Here is an 18584-nt window from a genome sequence, read left to right on the forward strand (position 1 = left end):
GCAAATATTCCTTTCAACGTGGGATCAGGGTCACGCGTTGCCGCACGTCCACGGCTGCCAGCCGCGGGCCCGGTACAGGTCATAGGCGGCGTGAATGTTGTCCGCCGAACTCAACGCGTTGTCGACCTTCACTGCCGAGGTCGCTCCCGGCAGGTATTCCTGCAACGTTCCGCCGGTGTTGAACTGAAACACCCCGACGTCCTTGGTTCCGTTGGTGTTCAGACCGACGGCGATGGGGTTGAGCCCCGACTCGCACCGGGCGACCCTGACCGCCTTGTTCGCGATCGAGTCCGGGAAGACGGCGCGGATCTGGCTCTCCACGGTCGAGTCGCAGACTACGCTCAACCGCTGGTCCGGGTTGGCGAGCTTCGAACGGGTCACCGACCCGACTTCCCCGGTCATCGTCAGCCGGTTGCGTCCCTGAAACGCGAAGACCCGCATCCGCGTCGCCGCGCCGAACACGCCGTCGACGCTGACCTGATTGCCGCAGTTGAGGCCCAACTCGTTGAGCCGCCGCTGCAACCGCTCGACGCAGCTTCCCGATTCGCCGTATTCGAGGTCCACGTCGCACAATGTCGCCGCGCTCGTCTCGACATCGGCGGAGGCGGACGACATCGGCCACAGCATGCCCGAAGCGAGCAACACGAGTGCCGCGCCCATCACCGTCGACACTCCTGCTCGAGACCGGTTGTCTGTCGGACGCGGCAATCGCCGCGCAAACGCCGCACTCATCACGTCCCCTGTCGTTCCGCCGGTGCCCGCCCGGTTCTCCTGGTGGCTGGCGAAACGTAGCCATCGTCGGTGGCGCTGCGCTGTCCGTACTCCGCCCGTACCGCCGGGTACGCCGCCCGTACCGGACACACGCCCGCCCGAGACGGCGGAGTCGTGATCAGTGGAACCAGTACGCCCGGCAGTCTCGAGCCCTTTCGGCCGGGCGCCTGCCGGACGAACCTGTCAGGGCGGCTGCCAACAGCCACCACCTCCCGCGGTACGAGCGTCGGGAGACAGCCCTGCCGAGGACCGCCGGGAGTCGACGGATTACACGATCATCCGTCGAAGACGAGGCATTAGGATCGTTTGGTGCCCCGAAGATCGCAGCTCAACGGTCTGGTCACTCGGCGTAGGTACGAGTGACGGCGACAAGCTTCGGCGGACTGCTCAGAGCCTATCGCCGCCGAACCGGGATGACGCAACGGCAACTCGCCGGCCGGGCGGGCGTGAGCGCGGGCGCGATCCGCGACCTGGAACAGGGCAGGACGAGAAGCCCGAAGCGGCACTCGGTCCAAGCAATCGCCACCGCACTGGGGTTGGACGGGCGCGACGTCGAGCAACTTCACGCCGCCGCCGAAGCCCATCGTGCCCGACTCGCCGAAGCGGGTCCGGTCCGTCGGGGCCCGCTGCGCATCCGTGTGCTCGGTCCGGTCGAGGTCTGGCACGGCGACGTCCAGGCATCCCTCGGCTCCGACACCCAACGCACGCTGCTCGCGCGGCTCGCGCTCGGCGCCGGCGCGGCGGTCGGGCAGGACGAACTCGTCGAACTTCTGTGGCAGCACAGCGAGGCCCAGAAGACGGCGAACCTGTTGCACACGCACGTCGCCAGGTTGCGGCGGCTGCTGACCACCGACGGACAAACCGGCAGCGTCCTCGTCGGCGGTCAGACCGGGTACCGGCTCGCGGTCGGCCCCGATCACCTGGACCTGCTGACGTTCCGCGACCTCACCACGCGGGCGGCGTACGGCGAGCCGGAGGAGGCGTTGACCCGGCTGGCCCAGGCCGTCGCGCTGTGGCGCGGTGACATCGACGCGGAGCGGGTGGCGTCGAGCCCGCTCTACACCGCGATAGCCACCGAGTACGCCAGCACGGTCCAGCGGTTCGCCACGCTGGCGCGCGATCTCGGCAGGCCGGAACAGGCGTTCAAACCGCTGCGAGAGCTGGCGGGTCGTCGCGAGCTGGACGAGCCGCTGCATGCCGAGCTGATCCTGACCCTGGCGGCGAGCGGTCGGCAGGCGGAGGCACTTGCGGCGTACGAGCGGATCCGGGCCGCGCTCGCCGACCAGCTCGGTATCGATCCCGGCGAGCGGCTGAGGTCCGCCCAGCTCGCGGTGCTCCGGCAGCAGGATCGGCAGGTTCGACGGACGATGGGGTGGACCGCGGTCCAGCAGGCGCCCGCCGCGCCGCCGGACTTCGTCGGCAGGGCGGACGAGATCGCCAGAATCGAGGCCGCGCTCGCCAGGACGGGCCAGGAGTCCGGATCGACGTCGTCCCGAATCGTGTTGATCGCTGGCATCGCGGGAGTCGGTAAGACCGCTCTCGCGCTCGCCGCTGCGCACCGGTTGCGTGCGAGGTACCCCGACGGTCAGCTCTACGCTGACCTGCGTGGCGCCACCGCGACCGCACTGGAACCGATGCGGGTGCTCGGCCGGTTTCTGCGCGCGCTCGGCGTGCCGAGCAGGCAGATCGGGACCGACGAGAACGAGGCGGCCGCGTTGTTCCGCAGCGAACTCGCCGACCGCCGGATGCTGGTGCTTCTGGACAACGCGCATGACGCCGGCCAGGTCCGGCCCCTGCTGCCCGGAGCGGGCGGCAGCGACTTGGTCGTCACCAGCCGACGCCGGATGCCTGGCCTTACCGGCGCGAGCGTCGTCGACCTCGAACCGCTCAGCCCGGAGGAGTCGATCACCCTGATCGCCGCGACCACCGGATCGCATCGGACCGACGCCGATCCCGACGCGGCGGCCGCGCTCGCCGAGGCATGCGCACGGCTGCCGCTGGCGCTGCGCATCGCAAGCGCCAGGCTGGCCACTCGGCAGGCATGGACCATCGGCGACCTGACTCGCCGACTGCAGGACGACAACCGCAGACTCACCGAACTGTCCACCGGTGAGTCGAGCATGCTCACCAGTTTCCAGCTCAGCTACGCCGATCTGAGTACGGTGGCCCAGCGGGCGTTCCGGTTGTGCGGCACGCACCCGGGTGACGACTTCGGCGCCGATGGCACCAGCATCCTGTTGGCGATGCCGGCGGCCGAGGCCGACCGCGTGCTGGAGGATCTGCTCGAGGCGAACATGCTGATGCAGTACACGAGGGACCGCTACCGGTTCCATGACCTGCTCGGCCTGTACGCCCGCCGGCTGCTCGCCGACGATGCCGAGGGCGACCCGGCACGCTCCCGGCTGTACGCCTGGTACGCCGACGCGGTGACCGCCGCGATGGAATGGGTGTACCCGCAGCTCGTCCGGCTCGAGACGCATGCCGAGCGGGACACGTTCTTCGGCACCGAAGCCGAGGCGCTCGCCTGGTTGGACGTCGAGCTGCCCGCATTGCTCGCCGTTGTCCGGCACGCGGCCGGGTCCGCCGCCCGCGCACTGGCCTGGCGGATCACCGACCAGCTCCGCGGCTACTTCCTGGTTCGCCGGCACGTCGACGGCTGGCTGTCTGCGGCGGAGGCAGGCCTGGACGCGGCCAACAGAGCCGGTGACGACGTCGCGCGGACCGCGATGTTGATCAGCCGTGGCCAGGCGCTGTGGTCGGTTGGCCGGGACGACGAGGCGCTGTCCGACTGCCTCGCCGGCGAGCAGCTCGCGGTCAGTACCGGCTGGACGACGGCCGCGGCGTACCTGTCCCATCAGATCGGGTGGAACTATCTGGAGCAGGGCAAGCTCACCGACGCGGAGGAGTGGCTGCACCGAGCGCTTGAGCTGACCGAGGACGACCGGCTCGGTCACGTGCGGGCGGTCGCGCTCAACGGACTCGGGGTGCTGCGGCTGTGCCGGGGCGAGCTGCGGGACGCCGTCGAACTACTCAACGCGGCGCTGAAGATCAACGAGGCGACCGGCCGGGAAACGTCGGCGCTGGCCAATCAGGGCAACCTGGCGAGCGCGCTACGTCAGCTCGGTGCGGAGGCGCGTGCCTCCGAACTGCTCAGCAAGGTGCTCGCGGCGTACCGGAACAAGTCGAACCTGCGCGGCGAGATGTCCACCTTGGATGAGCTGAGTCAGCTGCACCTCCAACGCGGAGACGCCGTCACCGCGCTGGAGGTGGCGAGGCAGGCGCACGACATGGCGATCGCGGTCCGCGACAGGAGGGCCACGGCACAAACCGCGGCCACTGCCGCCCAGGCATACCTCGCGCTCGGAGAAGCGACGGCCGCCATCCAGTGGTTCGAGCATTGCGTGTCGATCGCACACAACGCCTACCCGTTCGTGGAGGCACGGGCACTGGTCGGCTTCGCCACCGCCCGGCTCTCCGCCGGTGACCCGGCCTCGGCGAGCTACACCGCCGAACAGGCCGTGGCGATCGCCGGATCCTGCGGTTTCCGTCTGCTCGAAAGGCGGGCCCTGGCCGCACTGCACGCGTCGAGACGCTGACCGAACCGGTGGTCGGGTGCCGGACGGTGTACGTACTCGACCATGATCGTGGAGATCTCGGCGGCCGGCCACCCTACGGCTAGACCGACCGGGATGCCCACCGACGGGCCAAGGGATCCAAGGGCGGCCGTACGGTGCCAGTATCCAGCCCGCCGCCATCAACGAGTGGCTGTGACCGGCTTCGACACAGGTCCTAGCCGGAGATCAGAGCCTGAGCCGGTCGGGCACCGATGTCAGTCTAGGACCGTCGCCGAGCGCCCTTCGTCGACCGTGTACGCGCCTGCGGAGATCGCGCCGAGGCTCGTGGGGTTGAGGGTCAGCGAGACGACCCCGCCGGGCAGTACGCGCGAGCTCTTTTCGACGGTTGCGAACGTCGCGGGCGTCGATCCGTCCGGGAACAGGCGCTTTCCCGTGCCGACGACGACCGGGTATTGCAGCAGCCGGTAGACGTCGACAAGTCCTGCCTGGTGCAGCGTCTGCACGAGTTTCCAGCTTCCGTGAACCTGGAGTTCCTTGCCGGGAAGCTCCTTGAGGCGGCGTACCTCGTCGGCCGGGTCACCGCGTAGGACCGTCGTCGGGTTCCAATCGGCTTCATCGTCGGTCAGCGTGGAACTGACGACGTACTTCGACAGCGTGTTGAGCTTGGTGGCGATCAGGTTGTCAGATTCGGTGACCTTCGGCCAGTACCCGCCGAGCAGGCCGAAGCTGGTGCGGCCAAAGAGAAACGCGTCGGCCTCCCGGAACCAGCTCTCGACGACCTCGTTGGTCTGCATCGAGGCGTGCGGAACGAGCCACCCGCCGCGGTCGAAGCCGCCCGAGCGGTCCTCGTCGGGATTTCCGGGTCCTTGCATGACACCGTCGAGGCTGACGAAGATGTTGACGCTGAGTAACACGGTTTCCTCTGAATTCGGGTTGCGGACAGCCGGCCAGGGTTGGCTGGCAGACGGACGTTAGCTGCCGGGCCCAGGGTGGGTCTTGTACAGGTACGACATTGCGGCGAAGCGGCCCGCCTGCGGGCGTGCGCGGAGTCCAGCCTCATCGGTGCGGACCCGACTGCGCATCGTCTCCGGATTGGTCCCGGGACCATCGGCGATCTGCACCACGCTCGGGCGCTCGGGAGCGGCCGTACCGGACCCGGAGGTCAGGCCTCATTGCGGGGCCACCAAGAGGGTTGTGGGGGAGAAGTATCGGAGAACTTCCGGAGACATGGAGCGTTGAAAAGACACGGCTGTACAGGCCGCCGACATTGTCACTAGGACGTTCCAACGGCTAATCTGTGCCGATCCGGCGATCAAACTTCGCCGAAACTTTCGACGAGGCTACCGTTACGGAGAAGCGAAATGACGACCGCAACAAAGAGCCCGGCAGCAGCCGGGCCCCACGGCGGCGAAGAGCCCGGCCGGCTGATCCGAAACCCGGTTCTTCCCGGCTTCAACCCCGACCCGTCGATCTTGCGCGTCGGCACCGATTACTACATCGCCACGTCGACCTTCGAGTGGTACCCCGGCGTCCGGCTGCACCACTCGACCGACCTGGTGCGCTGGCGCCCGCTCGGTGGCGTCCTCACCGAGCGGCGGCTTCTCGATCTCACCGGAGCGGGTGACTCCAATGGCGTGTGGGCGCCCGACCTGTCCTATGTGGATGGCGAGTTCCATCTCCTGTACACCGACGTGGCAAGCTTCGCCAGCGGGTACTGGGATCCGCAGAACTATCTGGTGACCGCGCGCGACCTTGCCGGGCCCTGGTCGGACCCGGTGGTACTGCATGGGCGCGGGTTCGACCCGTCGCTGTTCCACGACGAGGACGGCACAACCTGGATGCTGTCGATGGCCGCGGACTGGCGGCCGGGCCGTGATCGGTTCGCGGGCATCGAGATCCAGCAGTACGACCGCGAGGCCCGGCTCCTCGTCGGCACCGAGCGGACAATTTTCCAGGGAACCACCGCCGGCACCACCGAGGCTCCGCATCTGTACCAGAAGGACGGCTGGTACTACCTGGTGACCGCGGAGGGCGGCACCTCCTGGACGCACCAGGTGACAGTGGCCCGCTCCCGTAGCCTGTTCGGGCCGTACGAGGTCGATCCGGCCGGCCCGATGCTCACCTCGTACGGTCGTCCCGAGCTGGAGCTGCAGAAGGCCGGTCACGGCAGCCTCGTGTCCACGCCGGACGGGCGTTGGTACCTGGCGCACCTGACGGCCCGGCCGTACACCCCCCTCGGCCGCTGCGTGCTCGGCCGGGAGACCGCAATCCAGGCGGTGCAATGGCCGGAGGGGGAGTGGCCGCGCATCGAGGACGGGATACCGGCGGTGATCGTACCCGTGCCGGGCGAAGCTGAGCCGGCGGGCGATCTGGCGGAGGAGCGGGACGACTTCACCGACCCGGTGCTCGGCCCCGAGTGGTCGACGCTGCGCCGTCACGCCACCGCGGACTGGGTGGATCTCACTTCGCGGCCCTCGTTCCTGCGGATTCACGGCGGCCAGTCGCCGGTCGGCCGGCGGCGTCCGAGCCTGGTCGCGCGTCGCGTGACCTCGCAGCAGTGCGAGCTGACCGCCTACATGCACTTCGAGCCGGCCAACTACCGCCAGCTCGCTGGCGTCACCGCCTACTACAACACCCGCAACTGGCACTACGCCTATCTGACCGCCGACGACGACGGCCAGCCGGTGCTTGAGGTGATGTCTTCCGACAACGGTCGGCGTGTCATGCACGACGCCTGCCGCGTCGATCTGCCGGGCGCGGACGACATCACGCTGCGGGTCACCTTCGACGGTCCGCGTGTCACGTTCGCCTATCAACTGGCCGGTGCGGCGCGCTGGGTCGACCTGCCGGCGGAGCTGGACGCCACCATCCTGTCCGACGAGTACGCCGCGACCCTCGTGGAGGGCGAGCCTGAGGGCTGGGGCTTCACCGGCGCATTCGTCGGCCTGTGGGTTCAGGACCTGGGCGCCGAGGGCGGATACGCGGACTTCGACTGGGCCTCGTACCGCCACTGGTGAGCTGCCGCCGGCGCGAGCGCAGCAGCCGCGCCTGCCCGCGCGGCCGGGCGTGCGCGCTGTCCAGCGGTGCCACGCCCGGCTGTCGCTCCTCGGCCGATCGGCGGGGGTGCCGGTGACGTCGGAGCCGCGGCCTGGCCAGCGAGTCCGGTCGGGGGTCGGCGACGGCCGAAGCGAGCCGGCCGGATCGCGATCCCGCCGCTCGTGGAGGCGGTGCGGTCGTGCAGCGCACGCCGGCCAGTGAGGCCGAGCTGGTGCTGCACTCTTGACTACTGGCGAAAGCGATGGTGATGACCATCGCTGCGCACTGCGGGGCCAGGGACTGAGAAGGGGTACGGCGCGTGGAAATATAGTCGACGTAGGTCGATTAACTGATCGGGGGATCACCGTGACGACACAGTTGTCCAAGGCCATCGCCGTACCGGGTCCGGCCGGGCATCCGCTACTCGGCATGCTGCCGGCGCTCCGCCGCGACCTGCTGGGATCGATCCTGGACGGCTTCCACACGTACGGCGACGTGGTTGCTTACCACGTCGGACTGCCTCGGGGGCCACGTGCCGTCAGCGTCGACGTGGTGAACGTGCACCACCCCGACGGCATCCATCAGGTCCTTACCACGCCTCAGGTCTTCAGCCGCCGCGCGAGCGCGTACGAAATCCTTCGGGAGTTCATCGGTGAGGGCCTGCTGACCAGCGACGGAGACCGTTGGCTGCAACAGCGGCGGACGCTGCAACCGCTGTTCACACCGCGCCGGGTGGCCCGCTACACCGAGCTGATGGCCAACGAAGCGGCCCGCGTCGTCGACGACATGGCGGTCACCACGGGATCCGTCGTGGACCTGTACCAAGTCATGCAGCGCTACACGATGCGGGTGGTCGGCCGGGCACTGTTCGGCGACGACATCGACGAGGTCGTCCCCCGTCTGCAGGAGCTCATGCCCATTCTGGGCGACCTCGCGCTGGCGCGCGCCCTACAGGTTGTCAAGCTGCCGCTGAGCTGGCCGACTCCGCGGTCCCGCCGGATCACGCAGGTACGCGCGACCCAGTACGAGATCGTCGACCGCATCATTGCCGCCCGACAGCGAACCGGCGGCGAGGAGAACGAGGACATGCTCGGCCGGTTGTTCGCGGCCAAGGATCCGGAAACCGGGCAGACGCTGTCCATGGAGGAGATCCGGGATCAGATCCTGGTGTTCCTGCTCGCCGGGCATGAGACGACCTCGGCCGGGCTGGCCTTCACCATGCACCTGCTGGGTCGGCATCCCGAGGTGCAGGAACGGGTCGCGGCCGGGATCGGCACGGGCGACCAGGAACTTGTGCGAGCTGCGGCGATGGAAGGCATGCGGCTGTACCCGCCCGTGTACAGCATGGAGCGGATGACCGAGACCGACGTCGTCGTCTCCGGTTACCGGATTCCGGCCAATACCAAGGTGGTGGTTGCTCCCTGGGTCACGCACCGGCATCCGGAATTCTGGCCCGACCCGGAGCGCTTCGAGCCTGACCGGTTCCTCGGGCAGCAGGATCGGCCGCGCTACGCCTACTTTCCGTTCGGTGGCGGGCCGCGCAGTTGCATCGGGGAACACTTCGCGCTGCTGGAGATGACCGTACTGCTGAGCGCGTTGCTCGCCCGTTACCGGGTGGACACACGCGACGAGCGGCTTGAGGTCGTACCCATGGTCACTCTGCGTCCGGCTGACGCGGTCCGGGCCACGCTGACCGTCCGGTGAACTGATGCCCTGGCTGATCCGGACAGGATCAGCCAGGGCACCAGGCCAGGTCCGACCTCCGGCTGTCGCTACCTGACTCGCGTCCCGTCACCCGTCGCGACGGGTGTCGGCTCAATGGCAGGCGAAGCGGTAGCCACTGCGGCGGGCTGAGGGCCGGCGGCAGGTTTTCGGGATCTGGCGAACCGGCGCATCATCGGCCGTTCCACGCCGATGTGAAGCAACGATGCAAGGGCGAGCGTCACCAGGTAGGCGCCGATCATCACGGCCAGCGCAGCGGCGACACCGAAGCCGCTCGGAGACATGTTGCCGGCGCCATACAACACCAGGATGTGAATGAGGTAGAAGGCGAAGGACGTGTCGCCCAGCCAGCCGGCGACCCGCCCGCGCAGCGGTGAGCGGTGCCCCTCGACGTCCGCCCGCGCCGCGGCGGCCACCAGCAGCGCGAGCGGGATGACCATCGCCGCGACCACCGAGTAGAGCAGCGGAACGACCTCGGAAACGCCGTAGAAGGCCAGCGTGACAAGTGCGGCGGCGGGCAGGCTCAGCCTGATCCACAGCCCCCGCATGACGAGTTGGGCGATGACGATTCCGAGGACGAAGTCCAGCATCCGGATCAACGGGAACTGTTGTACGAACCAGAACTGCGGAAATGCCGCGTCCGCGTAGGTGTACGTCGGCTCGGCCGGAAGGAACGCCGTGGAGAAGACGGGTGCGACAAGCATCGCGGCGACAATGCCACCCGCCATCGACCAGAGCCAGGTAGCGGAGAGCTTTCGGATGCCGGCGAGCAGCCACGGGAACGATGCGTAGAAGAAGATCTCACAGCTCAGCGACCAGCTCGGCGGATTGACTCCGTTGAAGATGAACTCATTCGGAATCCAGCTCTGCACCAGCGCGACGTTCGCCAGCGTCGGCCACAGCGGCGCGCCCCCTCGTACCAGGATTAGAAGAACGATGAACACAGCACAGACGACCAGGTGGTTCGGCAGGATCCGGGCGGCCCGGCGGCGCCAGAACCGGCGATTCGGCTCGTGGTCGGGAGCCGACCAGGTCAGGACGAAACCGCTGAGGATGAAGAAGAAGCCGAGCGCGGCAGATCCGGTACGGCTGAGAGCCGTGTACCACCAGTCGTCGACCCGCTCGTCGGCGAAAAAGCCGAACAACGTCGTGTGGGAGAAAAAAACCGTTACCGCGGCGATCCCCCGCAAACCGTTAAGCGTCGGCAGCTGCCGGGCCATACGTCCCGCCTGCTGTGTCATCGGCGGCCACCCTCCGTCGTTTCGGACATCTCCTGTCTGCGTACCGGCCGGCGCGTCCGGAACGCCTCCTCCGCGATGTCGGCCGCGCGCCGCACGCCGTCCAACTGCGCGATCCGGCGTTTGTGGTGCTGCGCTTTCGCGTGGTAGGCAGGGTCGTCGCCCACCTTGTCGATGGCCGCCCGCAGCCGCGCCGGACTCACCTTGTGCACCGGGTTGGACTCGCCCACGCCGAGGTACTTGAGCCGGGCGGCCACGCCTGGTTGGTCGTTCCCCACCGGTAGCGCGACCATCGGCACGCCATGGGCAAGCGCTTCCAGTGGTAGCCGGTCGGAAACACCAGCGCCGCCGGCATGCCGAGGAAGTCGGCCAGCTCGTGCTCCAGTTCGTCGTGTAGTGGCGTATTGCCGTTGAGCAGCCGCGAGCTCGTCCGCGACGTGCCGTACTCTTCGATCGCCGCCTGCGCTGCCGCTTTCACGCGCGGGTCAGAGGTCAGCCCGAGGTAGTTGTTCGAGCCGCACATGAGGATGTCGCCGTCGATTGTCTGCGCGGCGGTCGCGTCGTGCCCCTCGACGGGAATGAAGTTCGGGTTGAGCTCGGCTGCGCGAGCCTCCTGGCTCTCGTTGTATGACTGGCAGCGACCGAAGATATCCACTGTCACCACGGTTCGCGAACCCCTCTCGTCTGGTGCCTCGTGTGCATCGGGCCGTTCAGCGGACCTGCTGCTCCAGTAGTCGGCAAACCGCTCTAGGCAGTGGCGCACCGGCGATCGAAATCGGCCAGCACGTATCCGCCGTGCGGAGGGAGGTAGGCGGTCGTCTCTGCCACCCGTTGGCGCCGCCAGCTCGCAGGCTGAGCCAGCACAGGACGGCACGGCTCGACTCGGTGAACCGCAGCGCGAGGGCGTTCCTCGTCCCCGGCAGAGTGGTGGCGGCTTGGTCGCAGAAGACGGCTGGAGGTGCTATTGATGCGCCTGGCCCGGCCGCCCCGCCCGACGAGCGACGGCACCGACGCGGCTCCCGGCCTTGGACACGCCGCCAGCGGTCTTGCTGGCATCGCCGTCTGACCACTCTGGAGGTGAGGAGGCAAGCCCAGGCCACCGCGGCCAGAAGGTAGGTCCAAGGCTGACGCACACCAGCCGACATCAGGCCAATAGGCTCGTGAAGATCGACGCTAGTCTTGCCGGCTTGTTCTGTAGCGCTCCTCGGGAACCAAGGTAAGAACCCAGGGATGCGGCGCTATAGCAGCGCAGGAAGAGTGGCGTTGCGGTGGCAGCGCATAGATCATTGATCCCCCGATCCGCTGTCTACATCCACCAGCGGCGATCGCTTGACGATCTCTCTGGAGCAGGATGCTACGCCGGATCCGCAGCGCGAGTCCAGTCCACTTTTGTTACCGAATCCTCCCGGCCACTGCCGCCCGTGCTGCCTTCCAGGTAGCTTGCGCCAGGTGGCAAGCGAGAGGGTGAGATCAAGCGCGCCTCAGTCCGTTGGACAAGATCAACGAATAGTCGTCACTGAAAGCGGTCTCGCACCGGGGGCGCCGCCCCGTGCGACAGTGCCGCCGCGGATCGGCTGTACCTACGGGTAGTCAGTGGTGGCAGCCGGTTGCTGGGCTCGCTCAATCCTGCATGGACGGTGCCGTGGTGGCTCGTGGGTTCGACGCGATCGTCGTGGGCGAGTACGAACGTGCCTTCCACGGCCAACAGCTCGAACAGCTGACCCTCATCCGAACCGCGCCCACGCCGCCTGGGGTCGCCGTCTGCACCGCCTGGCACCCGACCCGGCGACCGCACCCTTTGTGAGGTGGATCTTCGAGCGGCGCCCGGCCGGCTACGGCGTGACCAGTATCGCTCGCAGGCTCAACGACACCGGTGTGCCGTGTCCGTCCGGCGCCGACCCATCACGTAACCCTCACCGCAGCGGCCACCGATGGATGCTGACCACGGTCGCGGCGATCCTGGCCAACCCCCGCTACACCGGCCGCCAGGTCTGGAACCGGCAGCGCACCGACCACGACGACCTCATGCCCGATGGGACCGTCGCGCGGCACCGCGAGGTCCAGCGCTGGAACGCCGCCCCGCAGTGGGTTATCTCGCGTCAGATCGCTCACCCGCTGGTCACCGAGGAGCGGTTCATCGCGGTCCAAGCCATTCACACCGCGCCTACCCGTCCTCGCCACCACAGCAAGAATCCCCGCCCGACGGGACGGGGATCACGCAAAACACGAAGGACTATCACGCTTCGTGTCGAAATAACGTGTCCGAGGGGGGACTTGAACCCCCACGCCCTATACGGGCACTAGCACCTCAAGCTAGCGCGTCTGCCATTCCGCCACCCGGACCTGCATTACGTCACTGAGCGACCGCCGGGACGATGATCTCGCCCGTCGGCCATCCGCAGCGCCGCACGGGGGACAACTGTACACGGCGCCGGTGGATCACGCACGGCGGCATACCCCGAGCCGGCGGGACGCTGCCACCTCGCAGACTGGGCACCATGACGATCTCCCGCAGCAACCCTGACGGACTGCATGTCACCCCGGGCTACCACCACGTCACGATCGTTCCGGCGGGGCGTACCGCCTATCTGGCGGGACAGTGTCCGCTGGACGCCGGAGGTGTGCTGGTCGGTCCGGGCGACTTCGGCGCACAGGTGGACCAGGTTGCCGCCAACGCCATGATCGCGCTCGGATCTGTGGGCGCCGGACCGGAGCACGTGGTCCGTACGGTCATCTATGTCGTCAGCGCGGACCGGAACGTGCTCGCCGAGGTCTGGCGACGCTTCCAGGCCTCCTCGCTCGCTCCGGCGTTCACCAGTGCCAGTACCCTGCTCGGGGTGGCCCAGCTCGGCTTCCCGGGTCAGCTGGTGGAGCTCGACGTCACTGCCGCCCTGCCGATGTGATCTGCCGGAAGCGGGAGTGCTCTGCGACGACGACTTTCGGTACCGGCTTGAATACTTCCGGTCATGCTAGATCAATGAGATCGACCTCGGTCGGTCCCGCCGATGCGTCCCGATGAGCTGGCCCGACCGGCCGGTGACGAGCCGTCTGTCCGGTTCTGGTGCGGACAGGTCCCTGGCGTCTCCGCTCGCCCCGATCCGGGCTCCTGTGGCCGGCGTGCTGAAAACCCGACCTGCTGATTCCCCTTCAACCTATCGGATAGGTAGGATTTGCTGGACGAGCTAACGAACGCATGCAGGTCGGACGTCGACTCGCCCCAGCGGCCGTGTCCGACATCAGGCGTGACCACATCGGACAGTTGGCTACCGGGACGAAGGCGTCGGATCCGCGGCGTCGGGCGGAGGAACACGTGAGCGAGATCGTCGTCGTTTCTGGCAACCCGCGACCCGGGTCGCGCACCCAGGGGCTCGCCACCTCGGTCGCCGAGGTGGTAGCCCGGCGGGAGGGCACGGAACCACCCGTCGTCGTCGACCTGGCGGCGTACGGGCCGGCTCTGCTGCTACCCGACGAGCCGGGCGTGGTCGACGGGATGGCGACGGTGCGGGCGGCCCGGATCCTGGTGGTGGCCACCCCGACCTACAAGGGCAGTTACACCGGCCTACTGAAGGTCTTCCTCGACCGGCTGCCGCACCAGGGACTCACCGGAGTGGTCGCGCTGCCGATCACCGTCGGTACCGACCCGGAGCAGGCCGCCCAGTCGCAGCGGCACCTCCGTGGCCTGCTCGCCGAACTTGGCGCCGAGGTGCGCCCGGGGCTGGCGGTACCGGAGTCCACGCTCGGCGACCCGGACCTGGCCGCCGGCTACGCGGCCACGCTGCCCATCGCGGCCTGACGCACCGGCTCGCCACCGCCCAACCTCCGTCCCGCCGTGCCGGCGCAGCCGGTCAGGTGTCGGCGTCGCCGTCCTGCGCCGGGCGCACGCCGAGTTGGTCGAGGAGGTGCCGGCGCAGCGGCCCGAAGCCGGGCTGGTCGGGGGCGCGGGGTCGATCCAGCGGTACCGGTGCGTTCTGCACGATGCGCCCGTCGTCGAGTACGAGGGTGCGGTCGGCGAGCAGCAGTGCCTCGTCCACGTCGTGCGTGACCAGTAACGCGGCGAACCTGTGCTCGGCGTGCAGGCGCCCGAACAGGGTCTGCATTTTCAGCCGGGTCAGCGCGTCCAGCGCGCCGAACGGTTCGTCCAGCAGCATCAGCGCGGGCTCGCGGACGAGTGCCCGCGCGAAGGCGACCCGCTGGGCCTGACCGCCGGAGAGTTCGGTCGGCCATGCCCGGTCCCGCTCGGCGAGTCCGACCTCGGCCAGCGCGGCGGCGACCCGCTGCCGTACCCCGGGGCCCGCGACGCCGAGGGAGACGTTGTCGGCCACCCGTTTCCACGGCAGCAACCGGTGCTCCTGGAAGACCACCGCCTGGCTGCCGGCCCGGGTGATCTCGCCTGTCGCTGCGGGGTCGAGCCCGGCCAGGATGCGCAACAGGGTGCTCTTGCCGGAGCCGCTGCCACCGAGCAGTGCCACTATCTCGCCCGGCGCGACGGCGAGGTCCACGCCGTCGAGTACGACCGTCGCGCCGAAGGCACGGCGCACCGCGTGCGCGGTGACGACGGCCCGGGGGGCAGTGCTCAAACTGGCGGTGCTCAGACCGCCTGGAGTCCGCGTCGCCATGTCAGGGTCCTCCTCTCGGCCACTCGCAGTGCCAGGTCGGAGAGGAGGCCGAGCAGCGCGTAGACGAGCAGGCCGAGCAGGACCACGTCGGTCTGGCTGAACTCGCGGGCCTCCATCATCAGGAAGCCGATCCCGGTCTGCGCGTTCACCTGTTCGCCGACCACCAGACTCAGCCAGGCGGCGCCGAGGGCCAGCCGCAGGCCGAGGAAGAGCGACGGCAGGGCACCCGGGAGTACGACGTGCCGGATCCGGGCCAGTTGGTTGAGTCCACAGCTCCGGGCGGCCTCGACCAGGCGTTCGTCGATGTCCCTGATCCCGGCGTACGTGTTGAAGTAGATCGGGAAGAACGCACCGAGCGCCACCAGTGTGATCTTCAGTGACTCGCCGATGCCGACCCAGATGATCAGCAGCGGCACGAGCCCGAGGTGCGGCAGCATCCGGGCCATCTGCACCGGCGGGTCGACGAGGTCGTCGCCGAGCCGGAGCAGACCGGCCGTGGCGCCGAGTACCAGCGCCAGGGTGCCGCCGATCGCCAGCCCGATGCCGGCTCGGGTGAGCGAGTCGAACAGGTGTATCCCGAGCGTGTCGTCCCGGACGAGTCGCCAGCCGGTCTGGGCCACGGCGCTCGGCGCGGAGAGCTTCTCCGCCGGCAGTAGGCCGGTCTGGGACGCCGCCTGCCAGATCAGCAGGAGCCCGACCGGGGTGACGGCGCGCCGCCAGCGTCGCGCCGGTCGGTGCCGGCGCTCGGGTCGCCGGACGGCCACCGGCGCGGCCGGCGAACGAATCGGTTTCTCGACCAGGGTGTCCGTCACCGGAACACTCCGTCGAATCGGGCATCCACCAGGGACGCCATGTCGACCCGTTCCGGAATCAGTTCCAGTTCGGTGAAGCCGTCCGCGATCGCCTGGAGTTCGGCACCGATCTCGGGGGTCACCGGGGCGAGCGGTTTGGCGCTGCGGGCCAGGGCACGGGCGGTGGTCGGTTCGTCGATCTTCAGCTCGGGTGCCAGGATCTTCGTCCGCTGCTCGGGGTTGGCGATGCCCCAGTCGGTGACGCTGCGGTACGTTCCCAGGAACGTCCGGATCTGGTCGGGCTTGCGTTCCAGGGCCTCCGGCGAGACGAGGATGTACTCGCGGTTGCTGGCCAGCCCGGTGGCGTCGGCCAGAATCTTCACTCCGTGCTGCTCGGCCAGCGCGAAGTACGGGTCCCAGATGATCCAGGCGTCGACCTGGTCGTTGTCGAAGGCCGGACGCGCCTCAGCAGGCTTGAGATATTTGACGTTGATGTCCGCCAGTGTCATGTGGTGCGCTTCCAGCAGCTTGACCAGCAGCCAGTTGACGTTCGACCCCTTGTTGAGGGCGACCGTCCTCCCCCTGAGGTCGGCGAAACTGCGGTATCCCTTGGCCTCCTTGACGAGTACCGCCTCGCCCTGCGGCACCGGTTCCGACGTACCGATGATCCGGAACCTGATTTTTCCGGCCGCGGCGAACACCGGTGGCGCCTCGCCGACCTGGCCGATGTCGATCGCGCCCGCCTTGAGCGCCTCGGTCAGCGCCGGTCCGCTCTCGAACAGCGACCATTTCACCTCCGGAGCCCCGTTGCGGGCCTTGACCAGGCTGAGGCCGCCGAACCGCTGGTAGCCGACGAGCAACTCGTCGGTGTCCGCGCCGGCGCTCTCGTCGCCGCATCCGGCGACCGCCCCGGTCGCCGCCAGCACCAGAGCTAGCAGGCCGACGAGGAGGGTACGCGGTTGCCGGGCGGGGCGGTTCGGGGTGGGCAGGCCACGGCCGCCGTCGTCGGACCGGCGCGGGCTCCCGCCCGGTCGGCGGGCGGTCCCGTCGGGCCGGCGGGAACCGTCGTCGGCGGATCGGAGCCGGTGGCGAGGGCTGAGGGTGCGGTGAACCATCGGAATGCTCCTGAAGAGGTTGTGGATCCGGCCCGTCGGGCAACGAATCGTCGGGCAACGAACCGTCGGGGAACGAATCGTCGGGGAACGAACCGGCGGGGAACGAACCGGCGGGGCGGGGCGGAGGCGTGGTGCGGGCGGCGGCGTCGATGCCGGACGGGGCGCCCGGATGCGTCGAGGCACACCTCGCCACGGCCGGCCGCCGGATTAGCCTACTAAACCGATAGGATTTATGGATAGGGTGTCGGGGCCGGGGATCGGAACGCGGCAGCCGCCCGTCCGCGACGCCGCCGTCGCCCGACGCCCACCCGTCCCGCCCGTGACCCGGGCGCAGCTCACCGGAGAGAAACCATGACGCTCACCTTCCACTGGTTCCTGCCGACCTACGGCGACAGCCGGGACATCGTCGGCGGCGGGCACGGACTGCCGCCGGGTACCGCCGGAGGTGCCAGGCCGGCCACCCTGGCGTACCTCGGGCAGATCGCCCGGACCGCCGAACAGCTCGGCTTCGTCGGCGCCCTCACTCCCACCGGCGCCTGGTGCGAGGACGCCTGGCTGGCCACCGCGATGCTGACCGAGGTCACCGAGCGGCTGAAGTTCCTGGTGGCGTTCCGGCCCGGACTGACCTCGCCGACGCTGGCCGCACAGATGGCCTCGACCTTTCAGCGGCTCTCCCACGGGCGCCTGCTGCTCAACGTGGTCACCGGCGGGGAGTCGCAGGAGCAGCGCGGCTACGGGGACTTCCTCGACAAGGACGCCCGGTACGCACGTACCGACGAGTTCCTGCACGTCGTACGGGCGCTGTGGCGCGGCGAGACGGTCAGCCACGCCGGGGAGCACCTGCGGGTCGAACAGGCCCGGTTGACCCGGTTGCCCGACCCCGCCCCGCCGATCTACTTCGGCGGCTCCTCGAAGGCGGCCGGCCCGGTGGCGGCGCGGCACAGCGACGTGTATCTGACCTGGGGCGAACCACCCGCGCAGGTGGCGGAGAAACTCACCTGGATCCGGCGGCTGGCGGCCGAGGCCGGCCGGGAAATGAGGTTCGGGATCCGGTTGCACGTCATCGCGCGGGACACTGCCGAGGCGGCGTGGGCGCAGGCGCAGCGGCTGCTCGACGGTATCGCCGACTCCGACGTCGCGACCGTCCAGGCCGGACTGCGGCGTAGTGAGTCCGAGGGGCAGCACCGGATGCTCGCGCTGCACGGCGGTTCCCGGGACGGGCTGGAGGTGTCACCGAACCTCTGGGCCGGGGTCGGGCTGGTACGCGGCGGTGCGGGTACGGCACTGGTCGGCAGCCACACCGAGGTGGCCGACCGGATCGCCGAGTATCACGCACTCGGCATCACCGAGTTCATCCTCTCCGGACATCCGCACCTGGAGGAGGCGTACTGGGTCGGCGAGGGTGTCCTGCCGATCCTGCGTCGACGCGGGCTGTGGCAGCACCCGGCCGGCGAAGCCTCGGCGGCCGTTGCCGAGGTGCCGTTCGCGGCCCGCACGCCGAACGAGGACGGGACCGCACCAACGCCCAGCGCGAACGGGACCGCACCAACGCCCAGCGAAAACGGGGCCGCCCCCACGCCGAACGGCTCCACCACCATCCCGAGTGGCGCTGGCATCCCGGGCATCGTCCGTCCGCCTTCCCGGGCCCGGGATTGTTGACAATGTTATTGGTAATCGTGTTGGCCGCCCCTATGATCGGTCTGCTCCGACAAGCGTGGCG

Annotated in this window: 15 protein-coding genes and 1 tRNA gene; 7 read left to right on the forward strand and 9 right to left on the reverse strand. The window is 69.0% G+C overall.

Annotation, left to right across the window (positions count from 1 at the left end):
* Positions 1–30: 30 nt before the first annotated feature.
* Positions 31–660, reverse strand: coding sequence for a peptidoglycan-binding protein (locus V1634_RS14955; protein ID WP_331208418.1), 630 nt, complete (start codon positions 658–660; stop codon positions 31–33).
* A gap of 470 nt (positions 661–1130) precedes the next feature.
* Here V1634_RS14955 and V1634_RS14960 point away from each other — a divergent pair, with 470 nt between their 5' ends.
* Entirely contained in the window at positions 1131–4367 is a 3237-nt protein-coding gene (locus V1634_RS14960; protein ID WP_331208419.1) for a BTAD domain-containing putative transcriptional regulator, read from the forward strand.
* Between the two features lie 233 nt (positions 4368–4600).
* On the opposite strand, the gene V1634_RS14965 is transcribed toward V1634_RS14960, so the two are convergent.
* Positions 4601–5260, reverse strand: coding sequence for a dihydrofolate reductase family protein (locus tag V1634_RS14965; protein WP_331208420.1), 660 nt, complete (start codon positions 5258–5260; stop codon positions 4601–4603).
* Positions 5261–5707: 447 nt separating this feature from the next.
* Here V1634_RS14965 and V1634_RS14970 point away from each other — a divergent pair, with 447 nt between their 5' ends.
* Together V1634_RS14970 and V1634_RS14975 are read left to right on the forward strand one after the other, a co-directional pair.
* Positions 5708–7363, forward strand: a complete 1656-nt coding sequence (locus V1634_RS14970; RefSeq protein WP_331208421.1) for a glycoside hydrolase family 43 protein — start codon at positions 5708–5710, stop codon at positions 7361–7363.
* 385 nt (positions 7364–7748) lie between these two features.
* Positions 7749–9086, forward strand: coding sequence for a cytochrome P450 (locus tag V1634_RS14975; RefSeq protein ID WP_331208422.1), 1338 nt, complete (start codon positions 7749–7751; stop codon positions 9084–9086).
* Between the two features lie 68 nt (positions 9087–9154).
* Here V1634_RS14975 and V1634_RS14980 read toward each other — a convergent pair whose 3' ends face one another.
* From V1634_RS14980 to V1634_RS14990, 3 genes are read right to left on the reverse strand one after another with little or no spacing between them, the layout of a single operon-like run.
* Positions 9155–10345, reverse strand: coding sequence for an acyltransferase family protein (locus tag V1634_RS14980; RefSeq protein WP_331208423.1), 1191 nt, complete (start codon positions 10343–10345; stop codon positions 9155–9157).
* On the reverse strand, positions 10342–10641 hold the full coding sequence (locus tag V1634_RS14985; protein ID WP_331208424.1) for a glycosyltransferase: 300 nt from the start codon (positions 10639–10641) through the stop codon (positions 10342–10344). Before V1634_RS14985 ends, V1634_RS14980 begins: the two co-directional genes overlap by 4 nt.
* A complete protein-coding gene (locus V1634_RS14990; protein ID WP_331208425.1) occupies positions 10542–10997 on the reverse strand; it encodes an aminotransferase class I/II-fold pyridoxal phosphate-dependent enzyme in 456 nt (151 codons plus the stop codon). The genes V1634_RS14985 and V1634_RS14990 overlap by 100 nt, the downstream gene beginning before the upstream one ends.
* A gap of 941 nt (positions 10998–11938) precedes the next feature.
* On the opposite strand from V1634_RS14990, the gene V1634_RS14995 reads away from it, so the two are divergent.
* Positions 11939–12646 (forward strand): recombinase family protein, encoded by a 708-nt coding sequence (locus V1634_RS14995; protein WP_331208610.1) that lies wholly within the window; start codon positions 11939–11941, stop codon positions 12644–12646.
* Here the strand turns inward: V1634_RS14995 and V1634_RS15000 are convergent.
* Positions 12602–12685 (reverse strand) — tRNA-Leu (locus tag V1634_RS15000). The two genes, V1634_RS14995 and V1634_RS15000, sit on opposite strands and share 45 nt — an antisense overlap.
* 155 nt (positions 12686–12840) lie before the next feature.
* Between V1634_RS15000 and V1634_RS15005 the strand changes: the two genes are divergently transcribed.
* Entirely contained in the window at positions 12841–13245 is a 405-nt protein-coding gene (locus V1634_RS15005) for a RidA family protein (RefSeq protein WP_331208426.1), read from the forward strand.
* 407 nt (positions 13246–13652) lie between these two features.
* On the forward strand, positions 13653–14135 hold the full coding sequence (locus V1634_RS15010; protein ID WP_331208427.1) for an NADPH-dependent FMN reductase: 483 nt from the start codon (positions 13653–13655) through the stop codon (positions 14133–14135).
* 52 nt (positions 14136–14187) lie between these two features.
* Here V1634_RS15010 and V1634_RS15015 read toward each other — a convergent pair whose 3' ends face one another.
* Genes V1634_RS15015 through V1634_RS15025 form a run of 3 tightly spaced genes read right to left on the reverse strand, consistent with a single transcriptional unit; the run spans position 14188 to position 16864 of the window.
* Positions 14188–14958: an ABC transporter ATP-binding protein gene (locus V1634_RS15015; protein ID WP_331208428.1), complete on the reverse strand. Its 771-nt coding sequence runs from the start codon at positions 14956–14958 to the stop codon at positions 14188–14190.
* Positions 14931–15770: an ABC transporter permease gene (locus V1634_RS15020; protein ID WP_331208429.1), complete on the reverse strand. Its 840-nt coding sequence runs from the start codon at positions 15768–15770 to the stop codon at positions 14931–14933. The genes V1634_RS15015 and V1634_RS15020 overlap by 28 nt, the downstream gene beginning before the upstream one ends.
* Positions 15767–16864: an aliphatic sulfonate ABC transporter substrate-binding protein gene (locus tag V1634_RS15025; protein WP_331208430.1), complete on the reverse strand. Its 1098-nt coding sequence runs from the start codon at positions 16862–16864 to the stop codon at positions 15767–15769. Before V1634_RS15025 ends, V1634_RS15020 begins: the two co-directional genes overlap by 4 nt.
* A 351-nt stretch (positions 16865–17215) precedes the next feature.
* On the opposite strand from V1634_RS15025, the gene V1634_RS15030 reads away from it, so the two are divergent.
* Positions 17216–18523, forward strand: a complete 1308-nt coding sequence (locus tag V1634_RS15030; RefSeq protein WP_331208431.1) for an LLM class flavin-dependent oxidoreductase — start codon at positions 17216–17218, stop codon at positions 18521–18523.
* Positions 18524–18584 lie beyond the last annotated feature (61 nt).

It is taken from the genome of Plantactinospora veratri (genome assembly GCF_036421995.1).
Lineage (GTDB): Bacteria > Actinomycetota > Actinomycetes > Mycobacteriales > Micromonosporaceae > Plantactinospora > Plantactinospora veratri.